Below are 25,933 nucleotides of genomic sequence, written 5' to 3'. Positions count from 1 at the left end.
AGCCAATATTAATTAAAACCTATTATGAAATATTGTAGCAAAATTTTGCTCTTTATAGGTTGTTTTATTGGAATAACCTGTTTGGCGCAAACAAATGAAAAAATCGATCTCCAAGATTTATTTGAAAGCTTATCGGATGAGCTCGCAGCAGATGCTGATTTGAGTGAATTCACTGAAAAGTGGTATCATTATCTCAAACACCCGATCGATCTCAACAAAACGGATGGAAGAGAACTCACAGAATTACAGTTTTTGGACCCTTTATTGATCGAGCGCCTACTGGAGCATAGGACCATTTCAGGAAATTTTATTGACGTGCTTGAACTACAGTCTATTGAAGGATTTAATGAGCGTGTAATCAGTTTACTGTTACCTTTTGTGAGGGTAGGCCCCGGATCTCCTCTTGAAACCCTGAAATCGAGAAATTTTAAACAGGAATTTACGGTACGATATGCCCGGACACTCGAAAAAGCAAAAGGGTACCGTATTGTCGATACGACGAAATCCCATTATCTCGGCGATGCCAATCGCTATGCTTTTAGGTATAGAGCCCAATTGAACGCTGTGGTTCAATTAGCGGTCAATATGGAGAAAGATGCCGGGGAGCCCTTTTTTAGGGATAAACAAAAAATGGGATTTGATTTCTATAGCCTAAGTGTATCGATAAAGCATTTTGGCCGATTCAGGAATATCGTAATCGGCGACTATGCTTTACAATTCGGACAAGGGCTCAGTATGTGGAACGGTTTGAATTTTGGAAAAGGGGGATTGGTACAGCATACAGCAAGACAAGGGATTGGAGTAAAGTCATATACTTCCTTAAATGAGGCAAATTTTATGCGGGGCATTGCCGGGACACTACAGATCGGTCAATTTGAGGTTACACCCTATATCTCCTATCGATCCATTGATGGAAAAGTTCACCGTATCGCTTCTCCTGCTACGATTTCAACAATCGCGAGTACCGGACTGCATCGGACAGCAACCGAACAGCAATACCGTCATGCTGCATCTCAACTAGCCTATGGACTGAATCTATTGTGGCGCTATAAACGGATCAAAATGGGTATTCATTTCAATCAGACTCAATTGAATGCCTTTAAAACAAAAGGCAATGCTATACGGCAAGAGGCGGACTTTGAAGGTGATTTGCTCCGAAATATAAGTTTATACGTAAACTATACGATTCGAAACACGTATTTATTTGGTGAATATGCCAATAGTATCGATGGCGGTTCAGCATTATTGACAGGAGCTATCATAAGTTTACATCCACGTTTATCATCGGTTATATTGCTTCGGGACTACAAGAAGAATTTTCATACTTTTTATGGACAAGGATTTGGTGAATCGGATAACAGCTCCAACGAACAGGGTGCTTATTTGGGACTTACCTATCAACTGGGAAGAAAATTGCTCTGGTCGAATTATGCCGATGTATTTCGTTTTCCAGGAGCAAAGTATCAGGCTGATACGCTATCTACAGGCGCCGATTTCTTTAGCCAGCTGAGTTACATGTGGTACAAAAAAGGCCAACTTTCGTTGCGCTATCGCAACCGATTGAAACAAGTGAACTACCAGGGAGAGGGGCAAACCGAGCATGGGCTTGTGAATACCGGCAAACAGCAGTTCAGGATAGAATTTCAATACCGCCTAAGTTCAATATGGACTATTCGCTCCCGGGTAGAAGCCAATTTATTCCAAAAAGAGTATCAGGAAAATGGTTTCGGATATATGTATTATCAGGATATACTTTGGAAGTCTACCACTGGAAAATTGCAGTCGAATATGCGGATTGCGTATTTCGATGCGGCAAGTTATGACAATCGGATCTATGCTTATGAGCGAGACGTATTATATGCCTCTGGGTTTGGAATGTACAATACAAGGGGATGGAGAATGTATTTCAACCTACAGTATCGATTAAGTCGCCATCTTCAGGTATGGGCCAAATATGGGGTCTATTATTATCCAGGACGAGAGCATATCGGGACTGGATTAGACCAAATTGAGGGCAATAGAAAATCCGAGGTTAAGGTACAGTTGCGGTGGCAGTTATGAAAGAGCTAAGTTTTACACAAAGATTAGAGCGGCTGCCTATTCTTAAAATAGCTATTTTATATATTGCGACACTTCTTTTCGCTCCTAAAATACCGATTTCGCGCCCTATTTTTCAATATATACAGCAGGTATTGGTTGTGATGACTCTGTTAACGATAATTAGTTATTTTTTTAATGGTACAATTCGCAAATACGGGTATACCTGCGGGTATTATGTATCTATTGTATTATTTGGGATCTTCCAATTTTGGCGCGAGGACCCTTTGGTTGCAATCGGTCATTTCTCCCATATAATGACAGATCGTTATGTGGTCAAAGTTATTGAAGAGCCCAAAGTGAAGCGTGGTATCATTCGGTTTTCGGCAGAGATAATAGGGGCTTACCAAGAAGGTGAATTTATAGAAACGACAGGTAGACTCATGTTATCCCTAAAATCCAGCCATAAGAATACGCTGCAGTTTGGTGACCTATTGTGGTTAAAAGGTCAGCCCCGGGAAATAGCTCCGCCATTCAATCCAATGGAGTTTGATTATAGGGCGTATTTGAAAAGGCAGCATGTCTACCATGAACTTTTCGCAGTCTCTGGTCAGTACAAGCTGATCAGCCGGCAAGAAACAACGACTTTTTCGTTGATTGCGCTCGCTTTACAAATGAGAAGATATTTTTTGCTCAAGCTTCGACCCCATATTAAAGGGGATGAGAACTTTGCTATTGTGTCAGCTTTATTATATGGTTCGCGGAGCGATATCAGTGCCGAAAGCATACAGGCCTTCACCAATACGGGAACGATACATGTGTTAAGTGTATCGGGAATGCATGTTGCTGTTTTATTCGGGTTTTTATCCCTTATTTTCAAACGAATTGCCTGGCCTTCCTGTCTCAGATGGCTGCCCCTAATTTTATTATGGAGTATGATCTGGATATATGCTTTTATTGCAGGGCTTGATCCGCCCATTACGCGGGCGGCTATTATGATTAGTTTTGTACTCTGTGCACAGCATTTTAAACGAGGCTTTTCAACGCTCAATTCGCTTATTATTGCCGCAGTATTGATTCTGTTGATCGTTCCAAGGGCGGTTGCTGATGTGGGTTTTCAGCTGTCCTTTTTAGCTGTTTTGGGTATGACGATATGCTCGCCGCTTGTCGAAGCATTCCTTCCGGTCAAAAGACCGATATTACGGCTTTTGAGAGATACATTGGCTGTTTCCGTTGCTGCGCAAATACTGACAACACCACTGAGCCTTTATTATTTTGGGCAATTCCCAACTTATTTTCTGGTAGCCAACTTATTAGTCGATTTTCCTTCAACCCTAGCGATGTATCTCGGTTTTATCATGACAATTAATCCAATGGAAGGGATTAACGATTTAATGGGTTTCCTCTTGGAGCATCTCATTGCTTTCATCTTATACGGTTTGAAATGTATTGACCGTTGGGCTTTTTCAACAATAAAAGTTGATCCTATGGGGCTGGAGCTCCTATTTTTGACCTATTTTGCACTGTTTTCTTGTTTATATACTTTTCAGTGGAAAGATAAAAAATACGTTTGGTTAGGGGGATGCTGTGCAATTGGAATGCTACTCATCACTGTGCAAAAACGCTTAGAAAATAAAGATGCAGAACGATTTCGGGTCTATAATACGAAACAAGAGTTGACGATCGGTTATTTCAAAGGTGGGCGCGGTATCGTTTACAGCACATTTGATTCTTTGCAAGCCCGGGGCTTGCAATATGCATGTGGAAGAGAAATTCAATTATTGACGAAAGAAGAAGTTCAGTTTGTGGCTTTGCATGGCCGGGAGCGTAAAAACTATCTTGTTACGCTCCCCTTGGGTAAAATCGCTATTTTGTGCCATGCCGTAGAAACTATGCCACGTGCTGACCTCGTTATCGTTAGGAAAAATTTATTAGATGGTTTACCCCGATTATTGAGGCAAATCAGACCAAAACTTGTTATAGTGGATGGATCTAATTCACAGGAAAAATCCAAGCATATACAACGTACGTTAGATAGTTTGGGGATACAGAATTATCTCATGAAAGATAATTTTGCGTATGTTTGGGATAAGGAGAATTTATGACGCAAGATAGTATATCAATCTTAAGGCAATACTGGGGATTCGATTCATTTAGACCCCTGCAGGAAGAAATTATTCAATCGGTCATTTCAGGTAAAGATACTTTGGCTTTGTTGCCAACTGGCGGAGGGAAGTCGATCTGTTTTCAAGTACCTGCCTTGATGCGAGAAGGGATTTGTATTGTCGTTACACCGCTTATCGCATTGATGAAAGATCAGGTTGAACATTTGAAAAAAAATGGAATTCAGGCGGTCGCAATTTATGCTGGAATGCGGAAGAGGGAGGTGGATATTACCTTGGATAATTGCGTCTATGGGCAAATAAAATTTCTCTATCTTTCTCCTGAAAGATTGTACAATGATGTAGTAAGGGAGCGCATACGATTTATGAATGTAAATCTATTTGCGATAGACGAAGCACATTGTATTTCTCAATGGGGGTATGATTTTAGACCGCCCTATTTAGAACTTGCTAAATTACGGGAACTGCATCCCAAGGTGCCTTTTCTGGCCCTTACAGCGACCGCAACGGAGCGTGTCATCATCGATATACAACAGAAACTGAGCTTTCCGAAAGAAAATGTATTTGTCAAAAGCTTTCTCCGGGACAATTTGGCGTATATGGCCATTGAAGAAGAGGATAAGATGGGACGTATGGTCCGGATTATACATAAGTTGGGCGGATCCGGTATTGTCTATGTCAGAAACCGGCGAGAAACGCAGGAGATAGCCCGTATTTTGGTCAATAACGGCATTTCGGCAGATTATTACCATGCCGGACTTTCGGGGCAGGAACGGGATCAGAAACAGCAAGGGTGGATGACAAATGTTGTTCGCGTTATTGTAGCTACCAATGCGTTTGGGATGGGAATTGATAAACCTGACGTGCGTTTTGTGATTCATCTCGATTTGCCCGATTCGCTGGAGGCCTATTATCAAGAAGCCGGCAGGGCAGGAAGAGATGGTAAGAAGGCCTATCCCGTTATTCTTTATCAAAAGACAGATGAACAGAAGCTTGTCGATAATTTGCAAGCTAGCTTTCCTGATATTCCATTTATTCAACAGACCTATCATTACCTTTGTAATCATTTTCAGATTCCCTATGGATCTGGAGAAGGGGTGACTGTAGATTTTGATGTTGTTGCATTTGCCAAAAAATATCAGCTGCCATTGGTTCCTGTTATGAATGCGCTGAAGTTTCTGGAGCGGGACACTTGGTTGGTTTTGTCCGAAGCTGTCACAATACCCTCACGCTTTAAGTTTGAAATTGATAGCGCCGAATTGTATAAAGTTCAGGTGCAGTATGTAAAATATGATAAGCTCATTAAGGCTATTTTACGCAGCTATGGTGGTGTATTTGAAAACTATATCCTCATTAATGAATACGAATTTGCACGTAAGTTGGGTCTGCCTTATGATCGTGTTGTCGAGCTATTGAAGTCGTTAGAGTCATTGGAAATAGCGAGTTATCTGCCTTCTACAGATGCGCCACAATTGACCTTTTTGCAGAACCGCGTCGATTACAAACACCTGCATATCGATCATATTTTTATTCGCGATCGCCATCAGGTGAAAGAAGAAGAAGTCAATGGCATGATCGGTTATATTCAACGTAGCAATTGCCGCAGTCAGTCGCTGTTGTTATATTTTGGAGAAAAAAATGCGGGGTTCTGTGAAGTATGCGATTTGTGTCTGATCCGTAATCATCAGAAAAAGCAGCGCGCAGATATAAAAGCAGAAATCAAAAGTAGTTTGCTCGCTGGCGCTAAAAACATTCACGATTTGGTGGCTAGTTTGACGATAGGTACAGAAAAGAAAAGAATAGAGATTATCCGCGATCTCCTGGATGCGGAAAAGATCCGCTTGGAGGATAATCTCTACTCTTGGAATACCTTGTTTTAAACTATTTTTCGATGGGTAGATTGAGCTCTTCGCGACCCCATTCTGACCAAGAGCCATCGTATACGCGGATTTGCTCGTGACCAACAAGATGAGAAGCAAATGCTAAGATTGAAGCCGTGATACCCGATCCACAGGAGAATACATATTCATTTCCGGTAGCATTATGATGATCAAATTGCTGTTTCAATTCATCAAGGGGTTTATAAACGATTCCATCAAGTAATTCTTCGAAAGGGAGGTTTTTGGAATGAGGGATATGCCCACCATGAAGGCCTTTTCGAGGTTCAGCAACTAAACCACTAAATCGACCTTTACTTCTGGCGTCAAAAATATTTACTTGCGTATCCCGATAATGTGTTAAGATATATTCTTTGTCAGCATAATGGTTTGCTTGAAATTGGGCTTTAAAGTTTCCAGGCTTTACAGCAGCTGCATACTGGTCTACGAGCGGTAATTTACTTTTTTTCCAAGCGGGGACGCCACCATTTAGAATAAATACCTGTTCAAAACCCATGACCTTAAACATCCACCATGCCCTTGGGCTTGAATAAACACCCCATCTGTCATATAACACGACGGTACTATCCTGATTGATTCCTAGGCGTTGCATTTCTCGTTCGAATACTTCTGCCGATACAAGGGTATGTGGTAATTTAGAAGTAGAATCCGAAAGTTTCCCTTCGATGTCAAAAAATTGAGAATGGGGTAGTACTTCGAACTTGGCGTCCTTGATGGATTGGCCAACTTTGTCGATGGTGCAATCAAGGAGGACAATGTCTGTATGCTGTCCCAATGATTCCAGAAGTTCGGTGGGGTTGATTAAGGCTGATTTGAATGACATAACAATAAAGTTTATTGCTACAAAATTACAAAAGCATCCCTATAAAAGCAAAGCGGCTGTTCTTTTGGAACAGCCGCTTTTTATGGATTGAAATTGCTAATTACTTAGCGTTTTTATCATTTTCCATTTGCTCTTTCAATTGAGCTAATACGTCTAAGTCGCCTAAAGTAGATTTCTCAACAGAATCTTTTACTTTTTTCACAGCTGAAGACTCAGCTTTAGCGTCTTTTTTACGGCTGTTAGACTCTTCTTTGCGAGCTTCTTCTTTCTCTTCTTCCCAGATACGAGAGTGAGAAATTACCAAACGTTTGTTCTCTTTGTTGAACTCGATGATTTTGAATGAAGTAACTTCATCAACTTTCAATGAAGAACCGTCTTCTTTAACAGAGTGTTTAGAAGGACAGAAACCTTCAACACCATATTGTAAAGCTACGATATCACCTTTGTCACCAACTTTGATCACAGTACCTTCGTGGATAGAACCTTCAGTAAAGATCGTTTCGAAAGTATCCCAAGGGTTTTCTTCCAATTGTTTGTGACCTAAAGATAATTTACGGTTTTCTTCATCCAATTCTAAAACAACTACGTCTAATGTTTCACCAACTTTAGTGAATTCGTTAGGGTGGTTGATTTTTTTAGACCAAGATAAATCAGAGATGTGGATCAAACCATCGATACCTTCTTCCAATTCAACAAATACACCGAAGTTAGTCATGTTTTTAACAACAGCTGTTTGTTTAGAACCTACAGGGTAACGCTCAGTGATATTTTTCCAAGGATCTGGAGTCAATTGTTTGATACCTAAGCTCATTTTACGCTCATCGCGATCTAACGTTAAGATTTGCGCTTCGATCTCATCACCAACTTTCAAGAACTCTTGTGGAGAACGTAAGTTTTGTGACCAAGACATTTCAGAAACGTGGATCAAACCTTCAACACCAGGGATGATTTCTAAGAAAGCACCGTAATCAGCAACTGTTACGATTTTACCTTTAACTTTAGAACCAACTTCTAATGCAGTATCTAAAGATTCCCAAGGATGCTCAGATAATTGTTTCAAGCCTAAAGCGATACGTTTTTTCTCGTCATCAAAGTCTAATACAACAACGTTGATTGTTTGATCTAACGATAAAACTTCTTTTGGATGCTCGATACGACCCCAAGAGATGTCTGTGATATGCAATAAACCGTCAACACCACCTAAATCGATGAACACACCGAAATCAGTGATATTTTTAACTGTTCCTTCTAATACTTGACCTTTTTCTAATTTAGCAACGATTTCAGATTTTTGGTTTTCTAAATCGTTTTCAATTAATACTTTGTGTGATACGACAACGTTTTTGAATTCGTGGTTGATTTTCACAACTTTGAATTCCATTGTTTTACCTACGTATACGTCGTAGTCACGGATAGGTTTGATATCGATTTGAGATCCAGGTAAGAATGCCTCAACACCTTTGATATCAACGATAAGACCACCTTTAGTACGGCTCTTAACGAAACCAGTAATGATTGCATCATTTTCCAATGCCTCATTGATAGCTTCCCAAGATTTTTGAGTTTTAGCACGTTTGCGAGAAAGTACTAATTGACCGTTAGCATCTTCTTGAGATTCAACGAATACGTCAACTTTGTCACCAACTTGTAATTCTGGTAAGTCACGGAATTCTGATAAAGAAACTAAACCGTCAGATTTGAAACCAACATTTAAGACTACGTCTTTGTTGTTGATAGAAACTACAGTACCTTCAATAATTTCACCTTGGTTAACTTGGTTGAAAGTATCTGCGTATTGTGCTTCAAGTTTAGCGCGTTCAGCTTCGCTATAATTTCCGAAACCTTTATCATTTGCATCCCAGTCAAATTCACCTTCTGGTGTGATCCAAGTGTTTGATTTGATTTCGTCGATTAAGTTTGAATCAGCTTCTGATTCAATTTTTTCAGTGTCTTTCACTACTTTAGTGTCAGCACCTTGTAGCTCTGCGTTTTTCGCTGCTAATTCTTTTTCTGCTTCTTGTTTTTTTGCCATTAATTAATTTTCTCCTTTTTCCTACTTTGTAGGAGTTGCAAAGGTACAAAAAAACTTTAAATGCAAAATTTTATTTTTCTTATTTTATTGAAAGACTTTCAGTTATACAGGCCTTTTGCTTTAGACATGTAAAGCTGCCTGTTCGAACGCTCGTTTAGCGTCTTCTACCGTTCATTTGTTGCCAACCTGGCGGGGTAAATGAAGCTTTAAATAATTTTATACACCTATTCGTCTCTCTTAAAAGAGTTGAAAATGCGTGGTTTGGCAATAACAATGGTTTGTTTAGACAGCGCTATTGCTGCATTAAGCTCATAGCCCAATAATAAAATAAGCGTATTCAGGTAAATCCAGAGCATAATGACGATCAGTGTCCCGATGGATCCATAGAGTTTGTTATATGCACCAAAATGATTGATATAAAAGGTAAATATGGAAAACGTCAATATTGCTAAAATGGTAGCCATAGAAGCTCCGGGACTGAAGAGTTTCCATTTATTGGAGTTGGAAGGACCAAATTTGTAAATACAGCTTACCGTGAAAAAGTAAATAGCAAATATTATCAACCATCGGGCTACTTTAAGTAGAATGGCCCAGAAGCTCGACTTTATACCTGTTGTTTCCTTGAGGTAGTCTATGGTAATGCCAGCTAGGGTAAATATTGTCATCCCAACTGTTAACGCAAAAATAATTAGGAAAGCCAAGGCTAAGGCAAGCAAACGTTTTCTGACCCATGGCCTTCTTTCCGTCATGAGGGAAGCCTTATTAAAGGCATTCATCAGAGAGGCCATACCATTGGTTGCAAAATAGGCCGCAAATAAAAAACCGAAAGAAAGTAATCCACCATTTTGGTTTTTAATAATATCCTCCAAAGTCGTTTCAACAACCAGAAAAGCATTTTTGGGAATAACCACGGCCAGAAAGTCCAGCAACTGTTCCTGAAAATTATTGATCGGAATATAAGGGATCAATGTAAATAAAAAAATGATACCCGGAAAAATGGCCAATAAAAAGCTATAGGAAAGGGAAGAAGCCTTGCTGACAATGGAGTCTCTCGATAGCTCCTGAAAGAAAAATACAGCCACAGTATAGAGTGGTAGCGAGCCAAAGCCAGGTAGTACGACACGTTTACTCCATTCGATTAATCTAAAATAAGGTTCAATATTTAATAGCCATTGGTGGATTTTCCCCATATCAATTAAAATAGTTACTCATCTTATCCAAGAAAACCTGTGGCGGCATACAAGGCCTATTTTTTTCCATGTTGACAAAGACCAAAGTTGTCTCGCCCTGGTTGAGTAGTTCTCCGCTTTCATTGAACAGTTCATATTCAAAAATAATACGGACGGCAGGTTTCTGGCGGATTGTTACCCGTATCGTGATCAAATCATCGTATTTGCCCGGTTTTAGGTATTTTGTTTTCATCTCCGTAACGGGGAGCATGACCCCCATTTCTTCCAGCTCCTTATACGATATCCCCGTGCTCCGCAGCATTTCAGTCCGCGCTATTTCGTAAAATGCAGCATAATTTCCATAATAAACATAACCCATTTGGTCTGTTTCTGCATAGCGGACACGAATCTGATGGTCAAATACAAACATTATTTTTTAATATTTCTGGCGTCCAATGCCTGTTGAAATTTACGTGCATTGATCAAATGCTCAGCCTCTGTTTTTGCAAAATTATGATAGCCCGAAAAATCATCTTTAGCACACATGTAAATATAATCATGTTGCTTAAAGTTTAAGACCGCATCAATTGCAGCAATACTTGGAATTGAAATAGGACCTGGAGGCAAGCCCCTATAGATGTAAGTATTGTAAGGATTGTCTGTTCTAAGGTGCTTATTCAATACCCTTCTAATGGTAAAGTCGTTGTTGGCAAAGATCACGGTAGGATCAGCTTGCAATAACATGCCTTTTTTGAGGCGGTTTAAATATAATCCGGCGATCATGGGCATTTCATCCTGGTGTAAGGCTTCACCTTTGACAATAGAAGCCAATGTACTGACTTGTTGCGGTGTCAGGTTAAGCGCTTTTGCTTTTGCCGTGCGATCTGCATTCCAAAACTTTTTCCATTCATCATCAAAACGAGCAATTACTTTTTCGGGATTGGTGTTCCAATAAATTTCGTAGGTATTGGGGATAAATATAGCAATCAGATTTTCTTTTGTAAATCCATATTTCTGTGCTGTAGCCTCATCATTTAGTACCGCGATAAATTCTGCAGAATCTGCCTCAAAACTTTTACCAAGGAGTGCGGCCATATTCTCTTTCAGTCGCACATTGGAAAATCTGAATTTTACAGGTTCTTGGTAGCCACCAATCAAATTGCCAACTAAGCGTCTATTGTTCATACCAGGGTTTAACAGATAACGTCCGGGTTTTACACTTTGCTCATATTTTTTATATTGTGCGGCACGCTCAAAGGAAGCGATGTCATCCACAAGATTTGAATCCTTGATTGATTTCAATACATCTTCATATTTTTCGCCCTCGTGTATGTACAGGTATTTTTTCTCTCCCGATACATTAGAAGCATAAAATGCTTTATAAAATGTCCAAGCAAAATAACCTCCGACAACGATAACGATCAGGGCAATGATTTTTAACCAACTTGGTATTCCTTTTTTATTTTCCATGCTAAAATTTTTTATTCATTTGTTGTTCGCTATTAAGGGCATTCATACAGCCTTTAGCGGTCAATGGTTGATGAAATCGCCCAGATATGGATCGGTTTCATCTTTATATTTTATACAATTCCTGAATCTGCAACAAACGCTAATCCATCATAATGGAGATTATGCCATGCAGCTTCATTTTTAAGTCAATACACTTAAAAGCCAAGACTATTCCCTTTACTTTCTTTTTCTTTTTTCTGCCCTGCAGTTGGATTTGTTGTTGTCGATTTAGCTGCTGGCGTATTTGTTGTGGTACTTTTCGCTGGAGCAACGGGCTTAGACTGAACCGGAGCTTTTGCTGCTGGCGGAGTAACCTGTGTTTGGTTTGCCTGTGGTTTAGGAGTTGGCGTACCTCCAGCTGGAGCACCTGTAGTTGTTGTTGGTGCCGTCAATGAGAGCGTTATGTCTATTTTAGCCCCTAAGCTGGTTAAGCCTTTTTCTATTCCTGGTGATTGTACACTGATTACTGCGGTGGCTGTATCCGTTACATTGGGATCATAAGTCACTGTGCCTAGGCCTAGACCAGCTCCAGATAGGGCAAACTTCGCTTCGTTTAATGGAAGACCAATTAAGTTGGGTATTTCCACTTCATTAGCACCGAGTCCATTTCCCAAAACTAGATCTATACGTGAACCCTTAGGAATCATGCGCCCGTTACGGATTGATTGTCCTGCAAATTGAGCATCCAATACGATGTCCCTAGCGATATCTGCGACATAAGAAGTGTCTCCGATTCTAAGGTTATGGTTTTTCAAAATAGCCGTTGCTTCGATCAATGTTTTATCCTTTATATTCGGAAAGGCAACTTCAGGTGCAACTTGTGTGATAATGGTCAAATAAATAGTCCGCCCCGATTTTACATGAAATCCTTGTTCGGGATCCTGCTCGATGACCATTCCTGGTTTGGCGTCCATCTGGTAGACGGAGTCAATTTGATATTCCAGCCCCGCGTCTTCCAGCGCCTGGATGGCAGCACTGATATGAAGGCCTTTCACTTTAGGAACGGCTATAGATTCATCATGTTTGGTATATATTTTCAGTCCAACATAAACGAAAAGGAATAGACATACTATCGCGACAAGAGCGGCAATAAGATTTTTCCTAAAAGTGGGGGTCTGAAGATATTGTACGACTTTGGACATTTCTCTGTTTTGATAAAAATTAATTCTGCATAGAACCGCAATATTAAAGCCAAGTTTGCAGAATGATTAAATAAAATTATTCCTCACAAAATTATTCGTTTTTCCGTGTATAGCAAATTATATTTGCTATTCGAATCGCTAAAATTTATGAAAGCAAAAATAGCATTAATAACTGGAGGTTATACAGGAGAAGCTGAAGTTTCTTTTAAAAGTTCTGCCTTTGTCAATTCTCAACTTGATCACGACAAATACGATATATATTTGATTACAGTGACCAAAGAAGCATGGTACTATGAAGATTTGGACGGTAAGCGGCATCCGATTTCAAAAGCAGATTTTACACTTCCATTGAACGGAGATATCTTAAGCTTTGACTTAGCATTTATTATGGTGCATGGTGTGCCTGGAGAAGATGGAAGACTTCAGAGCTATTTTGATTTATTAGATATTCCATATACCTCATGTGATGCCTTGACTTCGGCATTGACTATGAATAAAGGGTATACAAAAGCGATCTTATCGGATATTCCCGAGTTGCATTTGGCAAAATCGGTCTTATTGTTTGAATCGCAACTCCTGGAAGCGGTCAAAATCGTCGAAAGCAATCTTTCGCTGCCGTATTTTGTGAAACCTAATGCCGGTGGAAGTAGTATCGGAATGACCAAAGTAAAGGAATCGGCACAACTTCAGGAAGCCATTGATAAAGCTTTTGATGCAGAGAATACCGGGAAACAGGTTATTGTTGAAGAATTTGTGACTGGACGCGAATTTTCCGAGGGAATTTTTAGGAATTCAAAAGGCGAACTCGTTGTTTTGCCGGCTACCGAAGTTCGTACTACACGTGAATTTTTTGATTATGAAGCCAAGTATGTACCTGGATTGACCGAAGAGATTACACCAGCAGACCTGACTACGGAAGAGCAGGAGCGCGCTGCACGTATTTTAAGGGAAATTTATGTGAGATTGAACTGTAAGGGTATGGTTCGGGTGGACTTCTTTTTAGAAAACGATACCGATAAATTTTATTTTATCGAAATTAATACCATTCCGGGGCAGACTCCACAAAGCTTTATTCCGCAGCAGGTACGGGCTTTTGGAATGAAGGAGGGGGATTTTTACGGGGAGTTGATCGAAACGGCTCTACAATCGAAATAGTTTTGTTCTATCTCAGTAAGACTTGAGGCGGGGACTATATGGCTGGAGCGCGGATAAGCATACATTCCGATGATGACATACTGCATTTCCCAGCCACAGCCCGCTGATCATTCGCATAAGCAGCCTTCTAGCCAAGGGGGATAAAAATACGCCACGATGACGATGCGCAAAAAAGGCTTTCAATTTTCTGAGAGCCTTTTTTGTGTTTTATTTTCTGAAATCAAATTTCGATAGATCAGGTTTAAACTTTTTAACTCTTTTCAGCTCCTCCTGATAAATTACCTGGCCGATATTTTTTAAAAAAGGATAGGTTACTGTTTCATATTCATAGCGTCCATCGTTGTAGATGCCATTTTTATTGGACTGTACAACAACGGCGAGCATAAATTCCACGCCATGTTCAAAGTCGACGACATAGGCATTATCAATATTATAGCCATAGGAATCTCCATACTTGTTGAAGATCCGGATGTTGGGATTTAAGATCGCATTTTTTTCACGGCCATAAAAAAGGAGCTTGCTATACGTTGGCCAGAATTCTGCTGGATCATATTTTGGAAAATCCGATTCAAAGGGATAGCGCGACATATAATCATAGAGGAGCGCGTAGTCATCTTTTTTCAGATTGAATCTTTCTTGAGGCTGAAATGCTTCGGGAAATAACAGCTTCTTCAATATCAGCTGTTGATCTTGCAAAGCGTATACATTTAATCCTTCAAAACTCCAGGGTTCATGAACAAGTTCATCTTTATCGTTCATGTAACCTTTCCCCTGAAGCGTATTGGATAGCTCGATGGTATAATCCTTGGGATCGAACTGTGCTTCTTGTTTATAAATAATATCCTTCCCCTTATAAAAGGTGACGGGGTTAGTATGTTTGGCCCATATGCCTTTGTCGCCAATAGCAAGACGGTTGACAATGCGGCTGTAATTAGTGCCGTATTTTTTTAGTTTCGCATTCAGTTCTGCACGGCCAATAAATTCGAAAAGCCTGTTTTGGGCATCGTTGTCGCTGGTTAATAAGATCTTTTTAACATATTGAGCAACAGATGGAAGGCCATTGGCGGCGGATTCGTCCACAAGAACCTTAGTCTGCTTTTCAAAAGCAGAATCGATGCGTAGTGGGGTATCTTTGCTGAGACCGGCAATATGCAGGTCATTGATTTTTTCCAAAGCCAGAATTGCTGTCGGCAACTTCACTGTACTTGCGGGATAAAAATACCAGTTCGGATTCAGTCGATAGCTATAGGACCTGAAATGTGGCTTATTGGATTTGTCACGATCAATCTGTGTATACAGAATTTGTATTTCATTTTTCGTCGGATGACTTAATATGTTTTGAAATAGATCGGGATGACTTTGGAGTAATTTTTCCAGGTAAACAGTATCTATCTTCTGAGCGTATAGATCTGACATGAATAGAGTAAGAATTAGGGTGAGGTATTTTTGCATGTGCTTTAGATCAAAGTGTCGCGCCTGTTTAGTCTTGTCGATTAAGCTCTTCTATAGCTTTTAATGGTGATAGGATCATGAAGCAAAAAGCTCCATGATCCTATTGCGTTTTGCTAGTCGTAAACATGGAATTATTTTCGCGTATAAACTTCAAAGGTATAAGCAAATGCATGTTTGTCATCGGCCTGATGCGAATCTGAGGAAACTAATTCCCATTCTTCTGACGGCAATTCAGGAAAGAAGGCGTCACCTTTGATGGTTGTGTGCACGCGTGTCAGAAGTACCTTATTTGCCAGTGGAAGGGCTTGTTGATAGATGTTTGCACCACCAATGATGAATACCTCACGTTCATCCCGGCAATACAAGAGTGCCTCTTGGATGCTGTTGGCAACATCAATATCTTCTCCCTGGAAATTCGCGTTACGTGTAATGACAATATTCCTTCTGTCTGGTAATGCTTTGCCTATGGCCTCAAAAGTCTTTCTGCCCATTAGGACAGAGTGCTCAACGGTATTTCTCTTAAAATATTTAAAGTCGTTGGGTAAATGCCAAGGCATCTGATTGTCGATTCCGATGGCATTGTTTTCCGACGCAGCTACGATTAATGTGATCGTTGGGTTGCTCATTTTTGATATAAGGTGATTATTCGTTCGCTAAAATATATTACAAAATCAGGTACCTTTCTTGTTAAACGGCCACCGGAGCTTTGATATGTGGATGGGATTCGTAGTTTAACAATTCAAAATCTTCAAACTTAAATTCAAAGATATCTTTTACTTCAGGGTTTATTTTCATCTGGGGTAGCGCTTTTGGCTCGCGGCTCAATTGGAGCTCCGTTTGCTCGAAGTGATTACTGTAGATATGTGCATCGCCAAGGGTGTGGATAAACTCTGCGGCTTCCATGTCGCAAACCTGTGCGACCATCATCGTCAATAAAGCATAAGAGGCAATGTTGAAAGGAACGCCCAAGAATATATCGGCACTACGTTGATAGAGTTGACAGGACAATTGCGGCTTTAAGATACCTTTTTCAGGTTGTGCCGGAGCGACATAAAACTGAAAAAAGGCATGACAAGGAGGTAATGCCATATGCTCTATTTCGGCAACATTCCATGCCGATACAATAATACGGCGTGAATCAGGTGAATTTTTTAGCTGGTTGATAACCTGTGTGATCTGATCGATATGACGGCCATCGGGTGTTGGCCAGGAGCGCCATTGTGATCCGTATACAGGGCCTAAATTTCCTTGTTCGTCAGCCCACTCGTCCCAAATGCTTACGCCATTTTCTTTGAGATACTGAATATTAGTTTCACCTTTAAGAAACCAGATCAATTCATGGATAATGGATCGCAGGTGTAATTTCTTCGTCGTTACCAAAGGGAAACCTTCCTGAAGGTTGAAACGCATCTGATATCCAAAGACACTTTTGGTACCTGTGCCCGTACGATCTGTCTTTACAACACCATTCGTATATACATGTCTGAGTAAATCTAAATATTGTTTCATCTGTAAAAAGTAATTATTAAATACCAAATATCAATGCTATAATCGAACTGGACAGAACGAATAGCACTATTTTATGTGTCTGATTCTCAATCGGGGAATATTTGAATACATCATGTCCGGCTCTAATTTAGTTTGTCCGTAATAAGCCGCCGGTGCATTCAACCTTTCAAGATAGTCAAAACTAAGGAAAATCCTTATAACGAGAAAGTCAAAACTTAAAATGATAAGAGGGGTTACTGAAAAAAAATGTAATTTTGCAAAATATTATGGAGAATAAAAAAGTAGCTTTTTATACACTTGGATGTAAACTGAATTATTCGGAGACATCATCCATTGGTCGTTTATTTAAAGATGCGGGCTATGATACCACAGCGTTCAATAGCCGTGCAGACGTTTATGTAATCAATACATGTTCGGTAACGGATAATGCTGACAAGAAGTGTAGAAAAGTAGTGAAGGAAGCTTTAAAGCACTCTCCCAACGCCTATATTACGATTGTTGGCTGTTATGCGCAGCTAAAACCAAAAGAGATTGCAGAGATTCCCGGAGTGGACATGGTCTTAGGTGCAGCTGAAAAGTTTAATATTATTGAGCATATCAATGATTTGACGAAACAGGAAAAAACGATCGTTTATAATGGTCCAATCGATGAGACCAATCAATTTGTCTCGGCTTATTCGATTGGCGATCGTACGCGTACGTTCCTAAAAGTACAGGACGGCTGCGATTATTCATGTACATTTTGTACGATTCCTTTGGCACGTGGCGGAAGTCGCTCGGGCAAGATCGAAGATATTGTGCGTCAAGCAGAAGAAATTGCAGCTTCAGGCGTCAAAGAAATCGTTTTAACAGGTGTAAACATTGGCGATTTTGGCATTCGGGATGGTAAGCGCGAAGACCGGTTCTTGGATTTGGTACAAGCACTGGATGAAGTCGAAGGGATTGATAGAATCCGTATTTCCTCGATAGAACCCAATCTTCTTTCCAATGATATTATTGAGTTTGTGGCCCAATCAAAACGTTTTGTTCCACATTTCCATATGCCATTGCAGTCTGGAAGCAATAAAATTCTGGGTTTAATGCGCAGAAGGTACAAAAGAGAGCTTTACACAGAGCGCGTCGCTTTTATCAAGTCATTGATGCCTAATTGCTGTATCGGTGTTGACGTTATTGTCGGATTTCCGGGAGAAACACGTGAAGACTTTATCGATACATACAATTTCTTGAATGATTTGGATATTTCTTACCTGCATGTCTTTACCTATTCAGAAAGGGAGAATACGATTGCTGCTCAAATGGACGGTGCTGTACCGGGAGCTCAACGCAGCGACCGTAGCAAAATGTTGCACATCCTTTCGGAGAAGAAGCGCCGTGCGTTTTATGAGTCACAGCTTGGTGAGACTGGTGATGTTTTGTTTGAAGCAGACGAAAAAGATGGTTATATGCATGGTTTTTCTAAAAACTATGTCAAAGTACGGACCTTATACGATCCATTATTGGTGAATGAGGTTGTGCCGGTTAAATTTATGGAAGTAACAGATTCCTGTGAAGTGGAAGTAGAAGAAATTCCGGAGACACTGACACATTAACCTTTTTAAGATTTATAACATACAAAGGTTTAACATATAAAAAAGGCAATCTTATTAGGAAGATTGCCTTTTTTCGTTAACGGGAATTCCATAATTTCCCTATTGATTGCAGCACACAGTTGTGTTCCTGATCAAATTGACTGCAGTACTCTGACCAGAAGTGGATCGGTCGCCTAATGCGTACTGCTCTTTGCTGCATTTAACCAGATGACGGTACCCAAGATCAAAAGTACCCCGAGCCATTGTATCGTGGATACACTTTCATGAAGTATAAAAAACGACATACAGGTGGCTACGGGTAGCTCCGCCGAACTTAATATTCCGCCTAAGGAGAAGCCCGTTTTCGGTAGGCCATAGGCAAATAATAAAGGCGGGATGACCGTGCCAAATAGCGAGAGGATCAAGCCGAAATAGAGGAAGTTACCATCAAATTGACCATTCCATAAATAAGCAGGTGGAAACAAGGTGAAGACCAGTATACAGGCCCCCGTTACCATAATAGCGCTTTTTTGAATGGGGTGATAGTCATTGCCGACACGACCGTTGACGATCATGAAGACCGAATAGGCGGTCGCTGCTAAAAGACCAAATAAGACACCTGTTAGGTTGAGGTGTTGCAAGCCTTTTTCAAGAAGTCCAGTCGCTAATAATGTTGCAATGAGTACAATGCCGATACCAATCAGGTTGTTTTTTGAAGGTTTTGCCTTGAAAAAGATAAATTCGATTACCACACCGATCCAGATATACTGCATGAGCAGTACGATGGCCAACGAAGCCGGGACGAGCTGTACACATTTGTAATAGAGAATGCTCACCAAACCGGTCGAAGTACCACTGATTAATATCTTGATCCATGAAGATTTCTTGCTTGAAGAGTGAAATGACTTTGCCGAAAAGAGTTTGATGATGATATAGATAAGCCAAAGGATAAGCATGCCAAACAATACCTGAATTCCCGTTACCTCTCCTAAATTCAACCCTTTACCATAGGCTTTTTTAACAAACGTTGATAGTATCCCAAAACTACTCGCACCTAAAAAGACAGCTAATGCACCTTTTAATTTTTCCATTCTCAAATAAATTAGGCGTCAAAGTTACGATTTCTGAACAATTCTTTTTCTTATCTGACGTTCTTATCAAGAAAAGCAATCTCCGGGGGCAAGCAAATTTATTGGATATCAACAGCAATTTAATTAAGTTTGTTATGCAAGTAAGTTTGTTAAGCAAGAACGTAAATCGAACAGCATGGGTGTCAGATCTTATTTTATCTTCTTTTTAGGTGCAGTTCTATTTTTGAGCAGTTGTTCAACGAAGAAAAAGGTACTTAGCTCCAAAACACATTCTTCCAATGGTTCGGTTTTGACAGATGCGAGCTCAGCGCGTGGAAAAACTTTTTCGGGATCCAAACTTGACAATTATGCAGACTTGCTCAATGTGAGTGCCAAAAAACTAAATCCGCATCTTTATTCCTTTATTGACGATTGGATGGGGATACCGCATCGTATGGGTGGACAGACCAAATCGGGGGTAGATTGCTCGGGATTTGTTAATCTGCTCTATATTGAAGTATACAAAGGGAATTTGCCGCGGACTTCGCGTGACATGGAAGGAATAGTAAAGAGAAAAAAGGTCGATAAACTTGAAGAAGGAGATCTCGTGTTTTTTTCTTTCGGACGAAATGGAATAGATCATGTTGGTGTATACCTGCATAATAATAAGTTCGTTCATGTTTCGACACGGAAAGGTGTTATTATCTCTGATCTTTCCGACAGTTGGTATGCGAAGACCTTTGTTGACGCGGGCTCTCCCAATATCTAAACGCGTGAATTTCATGTAGGTTTTATGTCATATCTTGATATAAACTTTTATACCCTGTATAAATCCTTATTTTTGTCAAAATTTTATAGAAATGACAATCAAGAGTAAGAAGATTTTTTTGGGCCTTTGTATTATTGTGCCGTTTTTGATGTATTGTGTTTATTACTACAGTAATATGATCAAAAATGCCCCTTTTCGTTTTGCCGATTTTGAATCCATTGAATTCAAATATGGCGAGCCGAACCACATGGTCAACGAATACAATTCAAAAACACGTATCTATAAATATTTAGACAAAAAAGATTCTCTAATTACCGATACTGTAAAATTTACAAAAGACGATTTATTATACCTGCATCGCAAAGCAATGGAGCTCGGCTTTTGGAACTTGGATACTGATATGACCGGTCCTGAATGGCAGCAGGATTCAACAAATTCTAAAGTCCCACGTTTTTATTTAGAGTTCAACTATAAAGATAAGTCCAAGCATATCACTTTGGATGCAGATTTTGCAGGCAACCCTCGGATGCACGATGCAGCAAAATCAATGATCGATGAAGTCAACCGCATGTTGGCAACTGCGCAAGCCAGATAGTTAAGAAATAGGCCCTAAGGGTAAAGAGAGAAATCAAGTCATTGGTTTCTCTTTTTTTGTGCCGAATATCCGTCTGAAAACAAAGGATGGAAGAAGGATTTAACCGGCCAACAACATATATGTTAATGGGGATTTTATAGGGACTTAATAGGGACCTGATAGGGACCTCATTCGGATGAATACGTATAAAACACGGATAAAGTCCCTATAACGATACTGTCAAATATGGATTAATTAATACAGGAGTATTAAATGGCTTCCTTTGTTTTTTTGATAAATTCTTTATATTCTCTTTATACTCTGTTAACCTGAATCGAATACTTTAGCGCCAAAACAAAATTTCATATGAAAGCATTTTTGGCACTAGCAATTTCCTGGGCATGCGTAAACGCTGTGCAGGCGCAAGATTTTGCAAAAGGAAAAGTTTATCTGGACGCAAACAAGAACGGAAAATTAGATAAAAATGAACAAGGCATTGCGTCTGTTTCTGTTAGTAACGGGCGTGAAGTGACAACGACTGATAAAGATGGTAATTACCAATTGCCCGTTGGAAATGACAACATCATTTTTGTGGTTAAACCAACAGGCTATGCTTTGCCCTTGGATGAAAATAACCACCCAAAATTCTATTATATCCATAAGGTAAACGGTAGTCCAGTTTCAAAATACCCTGCTGTTGCTGCTACAGGAAAAATCCCTGCTGCTGTAAATTTTGCAATGTATCAACAAGATGAGGATCCTAAGTTTTCAGCTTTTGTTTTTGGTGATCCACAGGCTTACACGGAGGAAGAACTGGCCTATTTCAAAAATGGTGTGATCAATGAAATTTCCGATAAGACAATTGCGAAATTCGGAATAAGCTTAGGCGACTTGGTGGGAGACGATCTTTCACTTCAGCCAAAATATAAATCGGTGATTTCCACGATGGGCTTGCCATGGTATAATGTCATGGGAAACCACGATATGAACTATGATGCTAAAGTGGATAGCCTCTCCGATGAATCGTTCGAGCGGACGTTTGGCCCCAATAATTATGCGTTCAACTATGGAAATACGCATTTTATCATTCTTGATAATATCATTTATCCGAATCCACGGACAGGTAAAGGTTATTTAGGCGGATTCCGTAAAGATCAGCTTGATTTTGTGGAAAATGACTTAAAAAACGTTGCTAAAGATAAATTGATTGTGTTGGCATTTCATATTCCTTTATACCATCAAAACTCGGATGTCTTTCGTAACGAAGATAGACAACGTCTGTTCGATATTTTGGCTCCATTTAAGCATACCTTGTCTTTATCCGCGCATACACACTTTCAGCGGCAATATTTTTATGGGCAAAACGAAGGATGGAAACAAGAAAAGCCACATCACGAGTATAATGTGGGTACGACCTCTGGCGACTGGTATTCAGGCGAGTTGAATGAAAAGGGAATTCCTGTTTCTACAATGCGGGACGGTACACCAAAAGGGTATGCCATCTTAAAAATCGAGGGCAACCAATACAGTTTTGATTATAAGGTTGTCGGTAAGCCAGCAACGTATCAGATCGATTTATATGGCGCATCGGTCGTTCCAGAAAAATACACAAAGAGATATCCGATATACGCTAATTTTTTCATTGGAAAGGAAGGTGACAAGGTAACGTATAGAATCAATCAGGGCGAATGGAAGGAAATGGATTTTGTCAATGAAAACGATCCGGCATTCCTAAATTCTCTTGCTAAATACGATACAGCAACTGAATTAAAGAATACGCGTAGACCTTCGAACCCCGAAAAATCCAGTCATCTGTGGACAGCTAATTTGCCCAAACTTAAAGCTGGTAAATATCAGATTGAGGTTCAGGCGATTGATCTTTTCAATAGAGTACACCTGGCAACAAAGACTATTGAGGTGAGATAAATAACCATTTGTAGAGTTGTTTTAAGTTTAAAGATAGCTTAAGATGCACTTAACATAACGATCCTATATTTGTGTAGAGTAATTTTTGATTCATAAAGAGTTAGGGTTAATGTGTAGATCTGTTGTGAAACACGTCTGAAAATTTAGTTTGTTTTTAAAGTGAAGGTAATCTCCCCAGATTACCTTTCACTGTTTTATACCTTTTAGGCTATCTTACGATACCAGCATTTAACTGCTTCTCGGCTGGCCTGTTCTTACAGTTCATTTGATTTATGCAGACAAGGTTTTGCCTGGTAATTCGTTTGGTATGAACCTTAGCAATATATGAACACATAGTTCGGCTGAACACTTGGTTCGACAGCGATATTTTCTTCTGAAAGTGTCTGACGTTATTGGCCAGAAAGAACATTCCGTTCGCTTTTATTGTTGTTGGTCTGCGAAGTCATGAAGGCTTTTATGCCGGATAGCACGCCGAAAATCATCCGATGCCGGATTTTCAAAGATCTCCAGGTCGAAGTATTTTGTGGCGGCAAATAGGTGGTCGAATACATCCGAAACAATTCCTTCGTAATATTCCCAGCGGATATCGTTTACAAAGAAATAAAGTTCGACTGGAACACCGTGTTCGGTTGAAGCAAGCTGACGCACCATCAGGGGCATGGTCTTGTGGATATTGGGGTTTTGACGTAAATAGGTGAGTGTGTAAGCTCTGAACATCCCTAGATTTGTCATTTTGCGACCATTTATGGGGCTTGACTGATCTATTTGCTGTTGGGTGTTGAATTGGTCAATTGTCCTGGCGCGCTCTTCGATATACGGCCGCAGGATCTGTATATTTTTGAGTTTTTCAATTTCTTCATTTTCTAAAAATCGAATCGTGGAAATTTTGATATTTATGGCCCGCTTTAAGCGCCTACCGCCCGACTGCTGCATGCCCCTGTAATTTTTGAACGAATCCGACAATAGCGTATGTGTTGGTATCGTCGTAATGGTCTTATCAAAGTTCTGTACTTTTACATTATTGAGGTTAATCTCTTTGACCGTTCCATCGGCGCCATATTTGGGCATCTCTATCCAATCTCCGACACGGATGGAGTCATTGGCCGAAACTTGTATACTGGCAACAAATCCTAGTATAGTGTCTTTGAATACCAACATCAGAATTGCGGATGCGGCACCCAAGGATAATAAGAAAGACCAGGGAGATTTTCCAGTCAATATCGAAAAGCAGATCGTCCCACCGATAAATAATAGGATAATCTGGCACACCTGTAAATAACTTTCCAGGGGCTTGTCGGCAAAAGATTTCTTCATGCGCAGCATGTCCCGTAAACTTTTCAGAAGCGAATGGATAATCAGTAAACTGACGACGGTCGTTGCTATGTCAAGTATTTTATTGCTGTTTTCTTTCCAGGTTGGAAAACCCATGAAGATAATGGGCATGATATATTGTGCCACTAATATCGGAACAAAATGAGCAATAAGTTTCAGCGTTTTATTGCGGATCAGTAGATCATCAAAGCGATTTGTACTTCGCCTGATGGCTTTGATTGTTAACAGGAGTAACGTTCTTTTGGTGAAATAGTCAATGACGATCAAAAACAGGATAACCAGTAAGAGTAAAAGGATCGAGTTCACAAAGTGGCTCCCCTGATTATCAAGACCAAGTTGTTTAATCCATTGAAATGTCCAGTTATAGATGTAGGATTGGGAATCTTTGAATAATTCCGTTGCTGTGCTTTGCATGTTACAAATATACAAAAAGCCGCAATTAGCGGCTTTCGGTTATTTTGAGTTTAGCGGTTCACGCTCGTGTTTATGTCTAAAGAATACAGCAAAGAAGATTGCTATAACCAAGGTGTAGATGGCAAATGCAAGCCAGATGTCATGCCAGTCTTTTAGCATGAGATTACCACTTAACATGCCGTCAGGTAATATGGAAATACTCTTTTCCTGCAAAAAATGTAGAAAATGGGTATTATCAATTGTTGTATCCAGGTATTGTGCGAGATCTTTGCTGTTTTGAAAACTTTTGGTAAAGTAGTGGTCAATGATCCAACCCGATGCAAAACTGCCTACAACGGCACCGAAACCGTTTGTCATCATCATAAATAAGCCTTGTGCCGAGCTGCGTATGCGTGATGTTGTGGAGGTTTCAACAAATAAAGAACCTGAGATATTAAAGAAGTCAAATGCCATACCATAGACGATACAGGATAATACAATCATCCAAAGTCCACCTGCAGGGTCACCAAATGAGAATAATCCAAAACGTAATACCCAGGCAAACATCGAAATCAGCATGACCTTTTTTATACCGAATCTTTTGAGGAAAAATGGAATAGCAAGAATAAAAAGTGTCTCGGATATCTGTGAAATCGACATAATGATGGTCGAATATTTCACAACGAAAGATTCTGCAAATTTAGGGTAGAATTTAAATTCATCCAAAAACACATCACCGTAGGCATTGGTCAATTGGAGTGCCGCACCTAAGAACATGGAAAAAATAAAGAATAAAGCCATTTTATAATTTCCAAAAAGTTTAAATGCTTCCAAGCCTAATAGTTGTGTCCAGGAAGCATCTTCCTGTTGTAACTTCTTCGGTGGACATTTAGGCAATGTAAAAGCATAGAGGCTTAAAGCCAAAGCTGCGGTTCCGGCGATATAAAATTGATAAGCTGTGGCCTTGTTGCCTGTTAAATTGGTGATCCACATGGCGACGATAAAACCTATGGTTCCGAAAACCCGGATGGGGGGGAATGCCTTGACCAAATCGTAGTTATTTTCATTTAATGCCGTATATGCAATGGAGTTGGATAGGGCCAAAGTCGGCATATAAAAACACATTGCCGCAAGCATCGCATAAAAAAAGGTGTTTGGATCATTTACCTGAGGTAAATAGAATAAAACACCCGCATAACATAAGTGAAGAATAAAATATAATCTCTCGGCATTTATCCAACGATCGGCGATTATTCCCATCAGGGTAGGCATAAATAAAGAAGCGATCCCCATTGTTGCAAAAATAGCTCCAAATTGTGTACCATCCCATTGTTTTGTGCCAAACCAATAGTTTGCTATTGTAATCAACCATGCTCCCCAGACAAAAAACTGAAAGAAGCTCATAATGGTCAATCTTAATTTAATAGACATAAATCGATGTTATTTAAAATT

General features: G+C 39.9%; 20 protein-coding genes. 8 read left to right on the top strand and 12 right to left on the bottom strand.

Annotation, left to right across the window (positions count from 1 at the left end; genetic code table 11):
* Positions 1-24: 24 nt before the first annotated feature.
* From B4Z90_RS20010 to B4Z90_RS20000, 3 genes are read left to right on the top strand one after another with little or no spacing between them, the layout of a single operon-like run.
* Complete coding sequence (locus tag B4Z90_RS20010; RefSeq protein ID WP_070564983.1) at positions 25-2,061, top strand: ComEA family DNA-binding protein; 2,037 nt, start codon at positions 25-27, stop codon at positions 2,059-2,061.
* The gene (locus B4Z90_RS20005; protein WP_286803131.1) at positions 2,058-4,142 is read left to right on the top strand and encodes a ComEC/Rec2 family competence protein; all 2,085 of its coding nucleotides are present in this window, start codon (positions 2,058-2,060) and stop codon (positions 4,140-4,142) included. Before B4Z90_RS20010 ends, B4Z90_RS20005 begins: the two co-directional genes overlap by 4 nt.
* Positions 4,139-6,040: a RecQ family ATP-dependent DNA helicase gene (locus B4Z90_RS20000; protein WP_286803129.1), complete on the top strand. Its 1,902-nt coding sequence runs from the start codon at positions 4,139-4,141 to the stop codon at positions 6,038-6,040. The genes B4Z90_RS20005 and B4Z90_RS20000 overlap by 4 nt, the downstream gene beginning before the upstream one ends.
* Before the next feature lies 1 nt (position 6,041).
* Here B4Z90_RS20000 and B4Z90_RS19995 read toward each other — a convergent pair whose 3' ends face one another.
* The 6 genes from B4Z90_RS19995 to B4Z90_RS19970 all read right to left on the bottom strand — a co-directional run bounded on the left by B4Z90_RS19995 (position 6,042) and on the right by B4Z90_RS19970 (position 12,733).
* The gene (locus B4Z90_RS19995) at positions 6,042-6,881 is read right to left on the bottom strand and encodes a sulfurtransferase (protein WP_286803128.1); all 840 of its coding nucleotides are present in this window, start codon (positions 6,879-6,881) and stop codon (positions 6,042-6,044) included.
* Between the two features lie 100 nt (positions 6,882-6,981).
* Complete coding sequence (gene rpsA / locus B4Z90_RS19990) at positions 6,982-8,913, bottom strand: 30S ribosomal protein S1 (RefSeq protein WP_070564994.1); 1,932 nt, start codon at positions 8,911-8,913, stop codon at positions 6,982-6,984.
* Between the two features lie 224 nt (positions 8,914-9,137).
* Positions 9,138-10,103, bottom strand: a complete 966-nt coding sequence (locus B4Z90_RS19985; RefSeq protein ID WP_070564997.1) for a YihY/virulence factor BrkB family protein — start codon at positions 10,101-10,103, stop codon at positions 9,138-9,140.
* Position 10,104: 1 nt separating this feature from the next.
* Positions 10,105-10,512: an acyl-CoA thioesterase gene (locus tag B4Z90_RS19980; RefSeq protein ID WP_070564999.1), complete on the bottom strand. Its 408-nt coding sequence runs from the start codon at positions 10,510-10,512 to the stop codon at positions 10,105-10,107.
* Positions 10,512-11,552 carry an endolytic transglycosylase MltG gene (gene mltG / locus B4Z90_RS19975; RefSeq protein WP_112373644.1) on the bottom strand — a complete coding sequence of 347 codons (1,041 nt, stop codon included), beginning with the start codon at positions 11,550-11,552 and terminating at the stop codon, positions 10,512-10,514. The genes B4Z90_RS19980 and mltG overlap by 1 nt, the downstream gene beginning before the upstream one ends.
* 194 nt (positions 11,553-11,746) lie before the next feature.
* Positions 11,747-12,733: a PASTA domain-containing protein gene (locus B4Z90_RS19970; protein ID WP_286803125.1), complete on the bottom strand. Its 987-nt coding sequence runs from the start codon at positions 12,731-12,733 to the stop codon at positions 11,747-11,749.
* A gap of 147 nt (positions 12,734-12,880) precedes the next feature.
* Here B4Z90_RS19970 and B4Z90_RS19965 point away from each other — a divergent pair, with 147 nt between their 5' ends.
* Positions 12,881-13,888 (top strand): D-alanine--D-alanine ligase family protein, encoded by a 1,008-nt coding sequence (locus tag B4Z90_RS19965; RefSeq protein ID WP_286803122.1) that lies wholly within the window; start codon positions 12,881-12,883, stop codon positions 13,886-13,888.
* Positions 13,889-14,095: 207 nt separating this feature from the next.
* Here the strand turns inward: B4Z90_RS19965 and B4Z90_RS19960 are convergent, their stop codons facing one another.
* The 3 genes from B4Z90_RS19960 to B4Z90_RS19950 all read right to left on the bottom strand — a co-directional run bounded on the left by B4Z90_RS19960 (position 14,096) and on the right by B4Z90_RS19950 (position 16,849).
* Positions 14,096-15,304 carry a serine hydrolase gene (locus tag B4Z90_RS19960; RefSeq protein WP_286803120.1) on the bottom strand — a complete coding sequence of 403 codons (1,209 nt, stop codon included), beginning with the start codon at positions 15,302-15,304 and terminating at the stop codon, positions 14,096-14,098.
* Between the two features lie 167 nt (positions 15,305-15,471).
* Entirely contained in the window at positions 15,472-15,966 is a 495-nt protein-coding gene (locus tag B4Z90_RS19955) for a dihydrofolate reductase (protein ID WP_115049706.1), read from the bottom strand.
* Between the two features lie 61 nt (positions 15,967-16,027).
* Positions 16,028-16,849, bottom strand: a complete 822-nt coding sequence (locus B4Z90_RS19950) for a thymidylate synthase (protein WP_286803119.1) — start codon at positions 16,847-16,849, stop codon at positions 16,028-16,030.
* Between the two features lie 266 nt (positions 16,850-17,115).
* Here B4Z90_RS19950 and mtaB point away from each other — a divergent pair, with 266 nt between their 5' ends.
* Positions 17,116-18,438, top strand: coding sequence for a tRNA (N(6)-L-threonylcarbamoyladenosine(37)-C(2))-methylthiotransferase MtaB (gene mtaB, locus B4Z90_RS19945; protein WP_115049709.1), 1,323 nt, complete (start codon positions 17,116-17,118; stop codon positions 18,436-18,438).
* 173 nt (positions 18,439-18,611) lie between these two features.
* Here mtaB and B4Z90_RS19940 read toward each other — a convergent pair whose 3' ends face one another.
* Entirely contained in the window at positions 18,612-19,508 is an 897-nt protein-coding gene (locus B4Z90_RS19940; RefSeq protein ID WP_112373638.1) for an EamA family transporter, read from the bottom strand.
* A 175-nt stretch (positions 19,509-19,683) separates the two neighbouring features.
* On the opposite strand from B4Z90_RS19940, the gene B4Z90_RS19935 reads away from it, so the two are divergent.
* The 3 genes from B4Z90_RS19935 to B4Z90_RS19925 all read left to right on the top strand — a co-directional run bounded on the left by B4Z90_RS19935 (position 19,684) and on the right by B4Z90_RS19925 (position 22,756).
* Entirely contained in the window at positions 19,684-20,256 is a 573-nt protein-coding gene (locus B4Z90_RS19935; RefSeq protein WP_286768378.1) for a C40 family peptidase, read from the top strand.
* A gap of 91 nt (positions 20,257-20,347) precedes the next feature.
* A complete protein-coding gene (locus B4Z90_RS19930) occupies positions 20,348-20,851 on the top strand; it encodes a hypothetical protein (RefSeq protein ID WP_236560122.1) in 504 nt (167 codons plus the stop codon).
* Between the two features lie 345 nt (positions 20,852-21,196).
* Positions 21,197-22,756, top strand: a complete 1,560-nt coding sequence (locus tag B4Z90_RS19925; RefSeq protein WP_286776699.1) for a calcineurin-like phosphoesterase family protein — start codon at positions 21,197-21,199, stop codon at positions 22,754-22,756.
* Positions 22,757-23,176: 420 nt separating this feature from the next.
* On the opposite strand, the gene B4Z90_RS19920 is transcribed toward B4Z90_RS19925, so the two are convergent.
* Together B4Z90_RS19920 and B4Z90_RS19915 are read right to left on the bottom strand one after the other, a co-directional pair.
* Positions 23,177-24,502, bottom strand: a complete 1,326-nt coding sequence (locus B4Z90_RS19920; protein WP_286803118.1) for a mechanosensitive ion channel family protein — start codon at positions 24,500-24,502, stop codon at positions 23,177-23,179.
* A 39-nt stretch (positions 24,503-24,541) separates the two neighbouring features.
* Positions 24,542-25,912 carry a nucleoside permease gene (locus tag B4Z90_RS19915; protein WP_075991314.1) on the bottom strand — a complete coding sequence of 457 codons (1,371 nt, stop codon included), beginning with the start codon at positions 25,910-25,912 and terminating at the stop codon, positions 24,542-24,544.
* Positions 25,913-25,933: the final 21 nt, after the last annotated feature.

Origin of the sequence: Sphingobacterium sp. UBA5639, assembly GCF_002421245.1 — a bacterium.
Taxonomy (GTDB): domain Bacteria; phylum Bacteroidota; class Bacteroidia; order Sphingobacteriales; family Sphingobacteriaceae; genus Sphingobacterium; species Sphingobacterium multivorum.
The sequence above is the reverse complement of the archived record's forward strand: the minus strand, read 5'-3'. Positions and strand labels throughout refer to the sequence as shown.